Raw genomic sequence first — 12,602 nt, 5'->3', positions numbered from 1 at the left:
GGGAACTGGAAGGAGCTAGGCAATGACGAGAACTGACAAACTCGCCAGCCCGCATCTGGCACCCGATCCCGGCGAGCTGGCCAGGCTGGTCGCCGGGACTCATCACAGCCCGCACAGCATTCTGGGCGCCCACGAGTACGGCGACCACACCGTCATCCGTGCGCTCAAGCCGCACGCCGAACAGGTCGTGGCGCTGGTGGGCGACGAGCGTCATCCGTTGGCGCATATCGATTCCGGTGTATTCGCCGTCGCGCTGCCGTTCACCAACCTGGTGGACTACCGGCTCGAGATCACCTACCCGGGCGGGCACACGATCACCGTGGCCGACGGCTATCGGTTCCTGCCCACCTTGGGCGAGATGGATCTGTACCTGTTCGGCGAGGGACGCCACGAACGCCTGTGGGAGATCCTTGGTGCGCACCGCCGGTCGTTCACCACCGCCGACGGGGTCGTGGAGGGTGTGTCGTTCGCGGTGTGGGCCCCGAATGCCAAGGGCATCAACCTGATCGGTGACTTCAACCATTGGGACGGCAACGACGCCCCGATGCGCGTGCTCGGGTCAAGCGGCGTGTGGGAGTTGTTCTGGCCCGGCTTCCCCACCGACGGGCACTACAAGTTCCGCGTCCACGGCGTCGACGGTTCGGTCACCGACCGGGCCGATCCGTTCGCGTTCGCGACCGAGGTTCCGCCGCACACCGCATCGCGAGTGTTCACCTCCGAGTACACCTGGGACGACGCCGGTTGGATGGCCGAGCGGGCAGCCAAGAACCCGGTATTCGAGCCGATGAGCACCTACGAGGTTCACCTCGGTTCGTGGCGTCCTGGTCTGAGCTACCGCGACCTGGCCGAGCAGCTCACCGAATACGTTCTGGCCCAGGGCTTCACCCACGTCGAACTGCTGCCGGTGGCTGAACACCCCTTCGGCGGATCGTGGGGCTACCAGGTGACGTCCTACTATGCGCCGACGTCACGGTTCGGGACGCCTGACGAGTTCCGGCTGCTGGTGGACACCTTGCACCGGGCCGGGATCGGCGTGATCGTCGACTGGGTCCCGGCACACTTCCCGAAGGACGCCTGGGCGCTGGGCCGATTCGACGGCACACCGCTCTACGAGCACTCCGATCCACGCCGGGGTGAGCAACTCGATTGGGGTACCTACGTTTTCGACTTCGGCCGTGCCGAGGTGCGCAACTTCCTGGTGGCCAACGCGCTGTACTGGTTGCAGGAATTCCACGTGGACGGACTGCGCGTGGACGCCGTCGCATCCATGCTCTACCTCGATTACTCCCGGCCGGAGGGCGGCTGGACGCCCAACATCTACGGCGGCCGGGAGAACCTCGAAGCGGTCCAGTTCCTCCAGGAAATGAATGCGACCGTGCACAAGATGGCGCCCGGCATCGTCACGATCGCCGAGGAGTCCACCTCCTGGCCCGGCGTGACCCGCCCGACCAATCTTGGCGGACTTGGCTTTTCGATGAAATGGAACATGGGGTGGATGCACGACACCCTGGACTACATCAGCCGCGACCCGATCTACCGCACCTACCACCACGGCGAGCTGACCTTCTCGTTGCTCTACGCGTTCAGCGAGAACTTCGTCCTGCCGATCAGTCACGACGAAGTGGTGCACGGCAAGGGCACACTCTGGGGCCGCATGCCGGGCAACGACCACGTCAAGGCCGCCGGCTTGCGCAGCCTGCTGGCCTACCAGTGGGCGCATCCGGGAAAGCAGCTGCTGTTCATGGGCCAGGAGTTCGGCCAGCGCGCGGAATGGTCCGAGGAGCGCGGCGTCGACTGGTATCAGCTCGACGAGAACAGCTATTCGGGCGGGATCATGCGATTCGTCGCGGATATCAACGAGCTGTACCGCAGCCACCCGGCGTTGTGGAGCCAGGACAGCAGGCCCGAGGGCTACTCCTGGATCGACGCCAACGACTCGGCCAACAACGTGCTGAGCTTCCTGCGCTACGGCAGCGACGGCTCCGTGCTGGCGTGCGTGTTCAACTTCTCCGGTTCCGAGCACACCCGCTATCGGCTGGGCCTGCCACACAGCGGAACATGGCGTGAGGTGCTCAACAGCGACGCGACGATCTACAACGGCGCGGGGGTAGGCAACTTCGGTGCCGTCGAGGCCACCGACGAGCCGTGGCACGGCCGGCCGGCGTCGGCGACGCTGGTGCTGCCGCCGACTTCGGCGATCTGGCTCGAGCCCGCCTAGTACAGCGCGTTGGCGAGGTTGCGCCGGCCGGTGATCACATCGGGATCGGCCGGGTCGAACAACTCGAACAGCTCGATGAGGCGCGTGCGGACCTTGGTGCGGTCGTCATCGGATGTCTTGCGCACCAGGGCGATCAGCCGATCGAAGGCGGGGATCACGTCTTGGTTGAGGATCTGCACATCGGCGGCGGCGAAGGCCGCGTCGATATCGTCGGGCGCCGCGTCGGACGCGGCCACCGCGTCGGGGCTGTGCGAGGTGGCACGCTGCAGGAACGTCATCTGGCGCAGCGCGCCCTTGGCCTCGGCATGACCGGGATCGGCGTCGAGGATGGCCTGGTAGGCCGCCGCGGCGGCGCCGAACTCGCCGGCGTCCAGGAGCTCACGAGCCTGCGCCAACGCGGGGTCGACGGCCGCCTCCTCCTCGGAATCGCCTGAGCCGGAGAGCTTTCCGGCCGTCGCCGACAGCAGCGAGTCGACCCAGCGGCGCAGCTGCTCGGGAGGCTGCGGACCTTGGAAGCTGGCCAGCGGCTGGCCGCCGGCCAGGGCCACCACCGTGGGCACCGCTTCGATGCCGAACATCTGGGCCACCCGCGGAACCACGTCGACGTTCACCGTGGCCAACGACCACTTGCCGTTGTCGTCGGCGGCCAGCGCGCCGAGGACTTCGGCCAGCTGCACCGAGGCATCGCTGCGCGGCGACCAGAGCACCACGACCACCGGCACCTGACCGGACTTGACCAGCACTTCGGCTTCGAAATTCGCTTCGGTGACCTCGCTGCCACCGCTGGGCGCGGCGGCGGCACCGGCGGCGGGCTGCTGGGCTCGCTGCTTGAGGCCGGACAGATCGACGGCACCGGCCATGGCGGGGCCGATGGAGGGGCGTGGACGCGTCACGTACCCAAGTCTGTCACGTCGTCGACGCGGCAGAATCCCGCGGTTGGGAAGACGCCGCGGGAGCCCCGCCACCACCCAATTTGGCCGTCCGATCAGCCCATATGAGGAAGATCACACTTCCGAGCGGCACGATGCTGCCCAGCAACGCCAGCAACCATGTGACCACGCCCCACTTATAGGCGATGCCGGCCAAGAGAGCAGTGATCACAAACGCGATGAACACCAGTCCGTGGGCCATGCCGAAGATCTTCACGCCGATCTCGGTCCGCGGGCTGCCCAGGTACTTGAAGTACATCCCGACCAGCAGTCCAACCCAGGTGACCGCTTCAGCCAGCGCGACCAACCGGAACCGGCCGGCCGTGCTGCGGATATCAAAGGTGCTCGCCATGCCGCCATTGTGCCGCAGCGACGCGCCAGCTACTACGCCGCGTCGTTGACGCGGTCGAGTTACCCGGCGCGCAGGATCAGCGCGTCGCCCTGGCCGCCGGCACCGCACAGCGCGGCCACGGCGTAGCCCGAACCGCGCCGCGAGAGCTCCAGGGCCGCATGCAGCGTGATGCGCGCGCCCGACATCCCGATCGGGTGGCCGACCGCGATGGCGCCGCCGTTGCGGTTGACCCGCTCAGCGGCCACGCCGAGCTCCTTGGTCGAGGCCAGCGCGACGGCGGAGAACGCCTCGTTGATCTCGATGACGTCGAGCTGGTCGAGGCTGATGCCCTCACGTGCGACGGCCTTCTTGATGGCGTTGGCCGGCTGAGACTGCAGCGTGGAATCGGGGCCGGCGACCACACCATGAGCGCCGATCTCACACAGCCACGTCAGGCCGAGTTCCTGTGCCTTGGCCTTGTTCATCACCACGACCGCGCAACCGCCATCGGAGATTTGCGATGCCGAACCGGCGGTGATGGTGCCGTCCTTGCGGAACGCGGGCTTGAGGCCGGACAGCGACTCGGCGGTCGTGTTGGCGCGGATGCCCTCGTCTTCGAGAAATTCGATCGGGTCACCCTTGCGCTGCGGGATGCTGACCGGCACGACCTCGTCGGCGAACACGCCGTCCTTCCACGCGGCGGCGGCCTTCTGGTGCGAGATGGCGGCGAATTCGTCCTGCTCTTGGCGGGTGAACTTGTCAGTGTCGTTGCGCTGCTCGGTGAGCGCGCCCATCGGCTGGTCGGTGAAGACGTCGTGCAGGCCGTCGTAGGCCATCGAGTCGAGCACCGTGACGTCGCCGTACTTGTAGCCCTCACGGCTGTTCACCAGCAGGTGCGGCGCCTTGGTCATCGACTCCTGACCACCGGCGACGACGACGTCGAACTCGCCGGCGCGAATGAGCTGGTCAGCCAGCGCGATCGAGTCAATCCCGGACAGGCACATCTTGTTGATGCTCAGGGCGGGCACGTCCCAGCCGATCCCGGCGGCCACCGCGGCCTGGCGGGCGGGCATCTGCCCGGCACCGGCGGTCAGGACCTGGCCCATGATCACGTAGTCGACCAGCGAGGCCGGAATCTTGGCCTTCTCCAGGGCGCCCTTGATGGCAATGGCACCCAGGTCGCTGCCCGAGAAATCCTTGAGCGATCCCATCAGTTTTCCGATCGGAGTGCGAGCTCCAGCAACGATCACCGATGTCGTCATTCCTACCTCCAGAGCGTTTCGAGCCGCCTCGATGCGGCTATTCCCGGATCCCCCAGTGTTGTATCCGATGTGGTTAGGTTACCTTTGCGTTATGACTGCCGAGCAAGTTGATGCCCGTCCAGTTCTCGCTGGTTCACTCGTCACCGCTGTCGACCACGTCGGCATCGCGGTACCCGATCTCGATGCCGCGATCCAGTGGTATCACGAGCACCTCGGCATGATCCTGGTGCACGAGGAGATCAACGAGGACCAGGGTATTCGCGAGGCGATGCTGTCGCTGAAGAACGCGACCTCGGATTGTGCGCAGATCCAGCTGATGGCTCCGCTCGACGAGACCTCGACGATCGCCAAGTTCATCGACAAGCGCGGCCCCGGCATCCAGCAGATGGCCTACCGGGTGAGCGATCTCGACGCGATCTCGGAACAGCTGCGCGACCAAGGCGTCCGGTTGATCTACGACGCACCCCGGCGCGGAACCGCGAACTCGCGGATCAACTTCATCCACCCCAAGGACGCCGGTGGCGTTCTGGTGGAACTCGTCGAGCCCGCCGCCTCGCACTAGTTCGTCACGACCACTTTCGAGTGGGACCGCGCGTCGCGCGCTTGCTCCAGCACGCCGTGTGCCAGTGCCGCCTGTCGTCGAGTCCCGACTCGCCGTGATCGACCGGCCACACCACCACATGCGCTGTCCCCGAACGTATTTCGTGGTCACACCCTGGGCATCGGTAATTCTTGACGGCGCGCGCACCTGGTACCGGTCGCACTTCGTAGTCGAACCCGTCGGCACCGAGCTCGATTCGGCGCTGGCCGGGCAGCGGCGGCAGGTCGCTGGACTTCCGACGTTCCGGCCGACGCCGCGGCATCAGAAGAGCCGGAACTCGTCGCTGTCCATGCCCCGCATGACGTCGTAATCGAGAGTGACACAACGTATCCCGCGGTCGGTAGCCAGCGTGCGGGCCTGCGGCTTGATCTGCTGGGCAGCGAACACCCCACTGACGGGCGCCAGAAGGCTGTCCCGGTTGAGCAGTTCGAGATAACGCGTCAGCTGCTCCACGCCGTCAATCTCCCCGCGGCGCTTGATCTCTACCGCCACGGTGCGGCCCGCGTCGTCGCGGCACAGGATGTCCACCGGGCCGATGGCGGTCATGAACTCGCGGCGGACCAATGTGTAGCCGTCACCCAACAGCTCGATGTGCTCGGCAAGCAGCTTCTGCAGATGCGCCTCGACACCGTCCTTCACCAGCCCGGGATCGACCCCGAGCTCATGGCTGGAGTCGTGCTCGACGCTCTCGATGGTGATGCGCAGCTGCTCGCCGGTCTTGTTCTCCACCACCCATACCGGCAAAGAATCGTCCGGCGCCTGCTCGGTCAGCCAGCAGGGCGGGCTCATCCAGTTCAGCGGCTTGTAGGCACGGTCGTCGGCATGGATGCTGACCGAGCCGTCGGCCTTGATCAGCAGCAGCCGGCGAGCAGAGGGCAGGTGAGCGGTGAGGCGACCGATGTAGTCGACGGTGCATTGAGCGATGACGAGGCGCACCGCACAAGCTTAGGGTCTGCACCCCGCGACGAATTAGGCTGACGCCACCATGAGTTCCCACCCCAGCATTGCGCAGCGGTTGGGCCGGGTTCTGGAACGGGTCACCCGCCAGAGCGGGCGGCTGGCCGGCACGCCGGCGTACGGGTCGCTGATCCTGGGCAGGGTCAACGAGAGCCCGGGCCGGCGGCGGGTTCGGGTCCAGACGCTGATCACCATCTCGTCGGTGACCGTCAATGTCATCGGGATCCTGGTGGCGGGGCTGCTCATCACGGTGGCCTATCCGGTACCCAGCGTGTTCACCGACGTGCCGTTCTGGCTCACATTCGTGGTGGTGCCCGCCTACGCCGCCTTCGCGCTGGCTTTCGGCAGCTGGTGGATCACCACTCGGACCGTCAACGACCTCCGGTGGGCGGTCGAGGGGCGCGCGCCAACGCGCGCCGATCAGCGCAACGCCGCCTTCACGCCATGGCGGGTCGCGGTGGCCCAGCTGACGCTCTGGGCGGTCGGCACCGTCGCCTTCACCATCCTGTACGGGCTCTACGACACCGACTTCATCCCCCGACTTGCCCTCGTGGTCGGATTCGCCGGCCTGCTGGCCTCGACAAGCGCCTACATGTTCACCGAGTTCGCCCTGCGCCCGGTGGCCGCCCAGGCACTGGCGGCGGGGCCACCGCCGCATCGACTGGCCCCCGGGATCATGGGCCGCACGATGACGGTGTGGATGCTGGGCTCCGGTGTACCGGTCATCGGGATCGGCCTGACCGCGCTGTTTTCGTTGATGCTGCAGAACCTCAGCAAGACGCAGCTGGAAGTCGCCGTCATCATCATCTCGTTCGTCACGCTGGTGTTCGGGTTCATCCTGATGTGGATTCTGGCCTGGCTCACCGCAACTCCGGTCCGTGTGGTGCGCTCGGCACTCAAGCGCGTGGAGGACGGCGATCTGAGTGCCAGCCTCGTGGTCTTCGACGGCACCGAACTCGGTGAGCTGCAACGGGGTTTCAACTCCATGGTGGCCGGACTGCGGGAACGCGAGCGGGTCCGCGACCTGTTCGGCAGACACGTCGGCCGTGAGGTCGCCGCGGCGGCGGAATTGCAGAAACCCACGCTGGGCGGCGAAGAGCGCCATGTGGCAGTGCTTTTCGTCGATATCGTCGGGTCAACCCAGCTGGTCAGCACCCTGCCGCCGATCGAGGTCGTCGAACTGCTCAACCGGTTCTTCGCGGTGATCGTCGACGAGGTGAACCGTCACCGGGGCCTGCTGAACAAGTTCGAAGGCGATGCGACGCTGGCAGTCTTCGGGGCGCCCGTCACGTTGGAGAACCCCGAAGACGATGCGCTGGCCGCGGCCCGCACCATCGTGGCGCGCCTCGCCCGCGAGGTACCCGAATGCCCGGCGGGTATCGGAGTGGCGGCCGGTCAGGTGGTCGCCGGCAACGTGGGCGCCAACGAGCGCTTCGAGTACACCGTGATCGGCGGACCGGTCAACGAGGCGGCCCGCCTGTCGGAGCTGGCCAAGACCGCCGACAGCCGGGTGCTGGCGTCGGAGGCGGCGGTCGAGAACGCCGGCGAGGAGGAACGGGCGCGCTGGGTGCTGGGCGAGTCGGTGACGCTGCGCGGGCACGACCAGCCGATCCGGCTTGCGGTACCGGCCTGAGGCAACAATCCGGCGATAGCTGGCCAGATACCGGCGGTAGGCCCTAATCCAGCCACGTACCCTTGGCCCGTGCACACCGTGGCTGTTCTCGCGTTGACCGATGTGGTCGCCTTTGACCTGGCCACCGCGGTGGAGGTGTTCAGCCGCGTACCGCTGCCCGACGGGACCAACGGCTACCGGGTGCTGGTCTGTGCGGCCACGCCGACGGTATCGGCGGGCCCGATTCGGATCGGCACCGACCATGGGCTCGACGTGCTGGCCCACGCCGACACGATCGTGGTCCCCGGCCGAAACGACGTGACCACCGAGGTGCCCGGCGACGTGATCTCGGCGCTGCACCACGGCTACGAGCGCGGCGCCCGGATCGCCTCGATCTGCTCGGGCGCATTCACGCTGGCGGCCGCGGGGCTGCTCGATGGACGGCGAGCCACCACCCACTGGGTGGCCGCCGACTTCTTCCGCGCCCGCTACCCGGCCGTCGAGTTGGACCCCGACGTTCTCTATGTCGACGACGGTCAGATCCTCACCTCGGCCGGCGCGTCGGCGGGTTTGGACCTCTGCCTTCACATGGTGCAGCGTGACCACGGGTCGGCGATCGCGGCGACAGCGGCCAGGCTTGCGGTGGCACCACTGCACCGCAGCGGCGGACAAGCCCAATTCATCGTCCGAAATCAGCTGCCCGCCAACACCATTGCAGCACCCAACACCCTGGACGCTGTGCTCGCCTGGATCGAGCAGAACGCCGACTCCGAGCTCACCCTCGCCGATATCGCGAACGTGGGGGCGATGAGCATCCGGACCCTGAATCGGCGCTTCCAGGCCGAGACTTCCCAGACGCCAATGCAGTGGGTGACCGGCGTGCGGGTTCGCCATGCGCAGCAGTTGTTGGAGAGCACGACCGAGGGGGTGGAGAAGATCGGGCGCCTGGTCGGTTTCAGCTCACCGGCCAACTTTCGCGATCAGTTCCGTCGCCTGACCGGCGTGGCGCCGCAGACCTACCGCAGCACGTTCCGTGGCCGGCTTGTGTCCTGATCCGAGGGGTACACGGCCGTCAGGCCACTGGTGTGCCGGGTCCCGGTTCGGCACCGTGAGGGCATGACCGTCAACGAGTGGAACCTCCCAGACTCCGATATCTGTTCAGCCGCACTGCAGCTCGCCACCGACGTCTCCCCCGCATACATCACCAACCACTGTGTGCGGAGCTATCTGTTCGGCCGCGAACTCGCCGCCGCCGATGGCCTGCGTGCCGGCACCGACTATGACGACGAACTCGTCTTCCTCAGCTGCATCCTGCACGATTTGGGCATCACCGATATCGGCGGCGGAGACCAGCGCTTCGAGGTCGACGGGGCCGATGCCGCGGCCGCCTTCCTGCGTGAGCGCGGCGTCGACGCGGCCGCAGTACACACCGTGTGGCAAGCGATCGCGCTGCACACCAGTGTCGGTCTTGCGCACCGATTCGGACCCGTACAGTCGGTGTCGCACCTCGGAATTGCGTTGGACATCAACGGGTTCGACAAGCAGCGGCTGTCGACCGGCTTCGCCGAGCGAGTGCACGCCGCATGGCCCCGTCACGATCTGGGGTACGCGATCGCGTCGGCGATCGCCGATGACACCCGGGCCAACCCGATGAAGGCTCCGCCGTTCTCGTTTCCGGCCCACTTGCATCAGGTGATCAACGGCGGACCGTCGTTCACGTTCCTGGATCTGGTGGCGAACTCGGGCTGGGGTGACCAGCCGACCACGATGTCGGTTTTCCGCTAGTACTGTCGGACCCGACGTGTAAAAGTTCCAGATGTGCATGACGATTTCGACCACTGCTACCGGGCCGTGCAATCCAGGGACTCCCGGTTCGACGGTTGGTTCGTCACCGCGGTCAAGACCACCGGCATCTACTGCAGGCCCAGCTGTCCGGTGCGCCTGCCGCTGGCCCGCAACGTGTCGTTCTACCCCAGCGCGGCGGCCGCCCAGCGGGCGGGCTTCCGGGCCTGCAAGAGATGCCGCCCGGATGCGTCGCCGGGATCTCCGGAATGGAATGTCCGCGGTGACGCCGTGGCCAGGGCGATGCGGCTGATCGCCGACGGCGCGGTGGATCGCGAGGGTGTCACCGGGTTGGCCGCTCGGGTGGGCTACACGACCCGCCAGCTGGAACGCATGCTGCAGGCCGAGGTGGGCGCCGGTCCGCTGGCACTGGCCCGAGCCCAGCGCGTGCAGACGGCTCGGGTGCTCATCGAGACCACCGACATGCCGTTCAGCGATATCGCGTTCGCGGCGGGCTTCGCCAGCATCCGGCAGTTCAACGACACCCTTCGTGCGGCCTGCGATATGACGCCGACAGCCCTGCGGCACAAGACGATTCACCGAGATCAGAATGGCAGTGCAGCACCGGGCGGGCAGGCGTTGTCGCTGCGGCTGCCGGTGCGAACGCCGTTTGCCTACGAAGGAGTGTTCGGGCATCTGGCAGCCGGTGCGGTACCGGGCTGCGAAGAGGTGCGCGACGGCGCCTTCCGCCGCACGTTGCGGCTGCCCTCGGGGTACGGGGTGGTCGGCCTGACGCCGCAGCCCGACCACGTCCGATGCACGCTCGTGCTCGAGCACGTCCGCGATCTTTCGACGGCCATCGCCCGCTGCCGGCGGTTGTTGGATCTCGACGCCGACCCCGAGGCCGTCATCGACGCGCTGGGCGCCGACACCGACCTGCGGGCGGTGGTGGCCAAGGCGCCCGGGCAGCGCATCCCGCGGACCGTCGACGAAGAGGAGCTGACGGTGCGGGCGGTGCTCGGGCAGCAGGTCTCGACAAAGGCGGCGCGCACTCACGCGGGGCGCTTGGTCAGCGCCTACGGCAGCCCGGTGACCGACCCGCACGGCGGCTTGACCCATACGTTCCCGAGCATTGAACAGCTGGCCGACATCGATCCGGCCCACCTGGCGATGCCGGCTGCCCGCAGGCGGTCATTGACCACATTGATTGCCGCGTTGGCCACCGGTGAGCTGACCCTGAACCCGGGTTGCGACTGGGAGCACGCACGCCAGCAGCTGCAGGCGCTGCCCGGAATCGGGCCGTGGACGGCGGAGATCGTGGCGATGCGGGGGCTCGGCGATCCCGATGCGTTCCCCGCCAGCGATCTCGGCGTGCGGCTTGCGGCTGAACAACTCGGCATCCCTGCCGACGTACGGGCGCTGACGGCACACAGCGCCCGTTGGCGCCCGTGGCGCTCGTATGCGGTCCAGCATCTGTGGACGACTCTCGACCATTCCGTGAATCAGTGGCCACCGAAGGAGACGATCTGATGACCGCCGTGCAGTACCGAACCATCGACAGCCCGGTCGGGCTGCTGACCTTGGCCGGTGTCGGATCGACGTTGATGCATCTGCGGATGGTGGATCAGACCTACGAGCCCGACCGCGCCGGCTGGCAGCCCGCCGAGGGCGAGGCATTCGCCGACGCCGTCGAGCAACTGGCCGCCTACTTCTCCGGCGAGCTCACCGAGTTCGAGCTCGACCTGGACCTCTGCGGGACGGAATTCCAGCGGAGAGTGTGGGCGGCGTTGCGCACGATCCCCTACGGGGAGACGCGATCGTATGGCGAGATCGCCATGCAGATCGGATCGCCCAGCGCCTCACGCGCGGTCGGAATGGCCAATGGCCGCAATCCGATCGGCATCATCGTGCCGTGTCATCGCGTCATCGGTTCGACCGGTGGACTGACCGGATACGGCGGCGGCCTTGACCGCAAGCGGCAGCTGCTCGCGCTCGAGCAGGTCCGGCAGACGGCCACCCTCTTCGACTGAGTCGCCCCTCGATCACCGCGGCGCCGCGCGACGAGGCAATATTGACGACGATGTGGCATGGATGGTTAGCGCTCCTCGGCGAGCTCACGGCTCTTGCCGCGATTGTGGCGTTGTCGCCCTTCACCGTCCTTCCGGCCGTCGCACTCGTCGTCCATAGCGAGCGGCCGCGGCCGGTGGGCCTGGCGTTCATTGCCGGCTGGCTGGTGGGTAAGGCGGCGATCACGGTGGCCTTCCTCCAGGTGCCCCAGCTCGTGCAGAGGCTGGACGGGCCCACGCCGTCGTGGACGGGCTGGCTGCGCATCGGCCTGGGGCTGCTGGCGTTGGTGGGCGGTGTGATCTATTGGCGCCGGTCGCACACGAGCACTGATAGTCCCCGGTGGGCCGGCCGCATCAAGCGGATCACGCCACTGAGCGCCGCCGTGAGCGGCGTGGTGTTGACGGTGATCAACGTGAAAGTGGTCGCGGCATGTGCTGCGGCCGGCTACCTCATCGGATCATCGCCGTTGAATGCTGGCGGAATTGCGGGAGCCATTGTGTATTTCACACTTGTCGGTGGCTCTACCGCAGCCGTGCCGATTCTCGGCTACGCAATATGGACGCATCGTATTGACCGATTTCTGGCGACATTCCGCGTTTGGATGACGCGGCGCCAACGCGTATTGACGCTTATTATTTTCGGCCTTCTCGGCGGGGCGCTTGTTTATTCAGGCGCCAGCGCATTGTGACGCTGCCATTCTTCACATAAAAATGCCTGGGCCCCCAATCGAAATTGGGGGCCCAGGACTTAAATTGTGTTCGGCGGTGTCCTACTTTTCCACCCGTGTTGGGTAGTATCATCGGCGCTGGCAGGCTTAGCTTCCGGGTTCGGGATGGGTCCGGG

At 66.9% G+C, this 12,602-nt stretch carries 13 protein-coding genes and 1 rRNA gene; 8 read left to right on the top strand and 6 right to left on the bottom strand.

Going from position 1 to position 12,602, the window contains the following annotated elements; all coding sequences use genetic code 11:
* Window positions 1–22: 22 nt before the first annotated feature.
* Entirely contained in the window at window positions 23–2,218 is a 2,196-nt protein-coding gene (gene glgB, locus EV580_RS29315; RefSeq protein ID WP_133696047.1) for a 1,4-alpha-glucan branching protein GlgB, read from the top strand.
* Here glgB and EV580_RS29310 read toward each other — a convergent pair.
* The 3 genes from EV580_RS29310 to EV580_RS29300 are packed head-to-tail and all read right to left on the bottom strand — an operon-like array spanning window position 2,215 to window position 4,740.
* Complete coding sequence (locus tag EV580_RS29310) at window positions 2,215–3,111, bottom strand: tetratricopeptide repeat protein (protein ID WP_133696046.1); 897 nt, start codon at window positions 3,109–3,111, stop codon at window positions 2,215–2,217. The genes glgB and EV580_RS29310 overlap by 4 nt on opposite strands.
* A gap of 13 nt (window positions 3,112–3,124) precedes the next feature.
* Window positions 3,125–3,499, bottom strand: coding sequence for a DUF3817 domain-containing protein (locus EV580_RS29305; RefSeq protein WP_133696044.1), 375 nt, complete (start codon window positions 3,497–3,499; stop codon window positions 3,125–3,127).
* 59 nt (window positions 3,500–3,558) lie between these two features.
* A complete protein-coding gene (locus EV580_RS29300; protein WP_133696042.1) occupies window positions 3,559–4,740 on the bottom strand; it encodes an acetyl-CoA C-acetyltransferase in 1,182 nt (393 codons plus the stop codon).
* Between the two features lie 91 nt (window positions 4,741–4,831).
* On the opposite strand from EV580_RS29300, the gene mce reads away from it, so the two are divergent.
* Window positions 4,832–5,302, top strand: coding sequence for a methylmalonyl-CoA epimerase (gene mce, locus EV580_RS29295; RefSeq protein ID WP_133696041.1), 471 nt, complete (start codon window positions 4,832–4,834; stop codon window positions 5,300–5,302).
* Between the two features lie 4 nt (window positions 5,303–5,306).
* On the opposite strand, the gene EV580_RS29290 is transcribed toward mce, so the two are convergent.
* Window positions 5,307–5,603, bottom strand: a complete 297-nt coding sequence (locus EV580_RS29290; protein WP_133696039.1) for an Rv1322 family protein — start codon at window positions 5,601–5,603, stop codon at window positions 5,307–5,309.
* A complete protein-coding gene (gene nucS, locus EV580_RS29285) occupies window positions 5,603–6,277 on the bottom strand; it encodes an endonuclease NucS (protein ID WP_133696037.1) in 675 nt (224 codons plus the stop codon). Before nucS ends, EV580_RS29290 begins: the two co-directional genes overlap by 1 nt.
* Before the next feature lie 49 nt (window positions 6,278–6,326).
* Between nucS and EV580_RS29280 the strand changes: the two genes are divergently transcribed.
* The 6 genes from EV580_RS29280 (at window position 6,327) to EV580_RS29255 (ending at window position 12,447) form a co-directional block, all read left to right on the top strand.
* On the top strand, window positions 6,327–7,931 hold the full coding sequence (locus EV580_RS29280; RefSeq protein WP_133696035.1) for an adenylate/guanylate cyclase domain-containing protein: 1,605 nt from the start codon (window positions 6,327–6,329) through the stop codon (window positions 7,929–7,931).
* 69 nt (window positions 7,932–8,000) lie between these two features.
* On the top strand, window positions 8,001–8,963 hold the full coding sequence (locus EV580_RS29275; RefSeq protein WP_133696033.1) for a GlxA family transcriptional regulator: 963 nt from the start codon (window positions 8,001–8,003) through the stop codon (window positions 8,961–8,963).
* Between the two features lie 63 nt (window positions 8,964–9,026).
* On the top strand, window positions 9,027–9,695 hold the full coding sequence (locus EV580_RS29270; RefSeq protein WP_133696032.1) for an HD domain-containing protein: 669 nt from the start codon (window positions 9,027–9,029) through the stop codon (window positions 9,693–9,695).
* A gap of 33 nt (window positions 9,696–9,728) precedes the next feature.
* On the top strand, window positions 9,729–11,222 hold the full coding sequence (locus EV580_RS29265; protein ID WP_133696031.1) for a DNA-3-methyladenine glycosylase 2 family protein: 1,494 nt from the start codon (window positions 9,729–9,731) through the stop codon (window positions 11,220–11,222).
* On the top strand, window positions 11,222–11,722 hold the full coding sequence (locus tag EV580_RS29260) for a methylated-DNA--[protein]-cysteine S-methyltransferase (protein ID WP_133696029.1): 501 nt from the start codon (window positions 11,222–11,224) through the stop codon (window positions 11,720–11,722). Before EV580_RS29265 ends, EV580_RS29260 begins: the two co-directional genes overlap by 1 nt.
* A 50-nt stretch (window positions 11,723–11,772) precedes the next feature.
* On the top strand, window positions 11,773–12,447 hold the full coding sequence (locus EV580_RS29255) for a GAP family protein (RefSeq protein ID WP_255525402.1): 675 nt from the start codon (window positions 11,773–11,775) through the stop codon (window positions 12,445–12,447).
* 68 nt (window positions 12,448–12,515) lie between these two features.
* Here EV580_RS29255 and rrf read toward each other — a convergent pair.
* A 5S ribosomal RNA gene (gene rrf / locus EV580_RS29250) occupies window positions 12,516–12,602 on the bottom strand; the annotation flags it as partial.

It is taken from the genome of Mycobacterium sp. BK086 (assembly GCA_004362315.1).
Lineage (GTDB): Bacteria > Actinomycetota > Actinomycetes > Mycobacteriales > Mycobacteriaceae > Mycobacterium.
The sequence above is the reverse complement of the archived record's forward strand: the minus strand, read 5'-3'. Positions and strand labels throughout refer to the sequence as shown.

What these genes read in the sequence shown, in the direction of transcription:
- glgB (WP_133696047.1), top strand. Translation starts at nt 23, where the DNA reads ATGACGAGAACTGACAAACTCGCCAGCCCGCATCTGGCACCCGATCCC.
- EV580_RS29305 (WP_133696044.1), bottom strand. Translation starts at nt 3,499, where the DNA reads ATGGCGAGCACCTTTGATATCCGCAGCACGGCCGGCCGGTTCCGGTTG.
- EV580_RS29300 (WP_133696042.1), bottom strand. Translation starts at nt 4,740, where the DNA reads ATGACGACATCGGTGATCGTTGCTGGAGCTCGCACTCCGATCGGAAAA.
- mce (WP_133696041.1), top strand. Translation starts at nt 4,832, where the DNA reads ATGACTGCCGAGCAAGTTGATGCCCGTCCAGTTCTCGCTGGTTCACTC.
- EV580_RS29290 (WP_133696039.1), bottom strand. Translation starts at nt 5,603, where the DNA reads ATGCCGCGGCGTCGGCCGGAACGTCGGAAGTCCAGCGACCTGCCGCCG.
- EV580_RS29280 (WP_133696035.1), top strand. Translation starts at nt 6,327, where the DNA reads ATGAGTTCCCACCCCAGCATTGCGCAGCGGTTGGGCCGGGTTCTGGAA.
- EV580_RS29270 (WP_133696032.1), top strand. Translation starts at nt 9,027, where the DNA reads ATGACCGTCAACGAGTGGAACCTCCCAGACTCCGATATCTGTTCAGCC.
- EV580_RS29260 (WP_133696029.1), top strand. Translation starts at nt 11,222, where the DNA reads ATGACCGCCGTGCAGTACCGAACCATCGACAGCCCGGTCGGGCTGCTG.
- EV580_RS29255 (WP_255525402.1), top strand. Translation starts at nt 11,773, where the DNA reads ATGTGGCATGGATGGTTAGCGCTCCTCGGCGAGCTCACGGCTCTTGCC.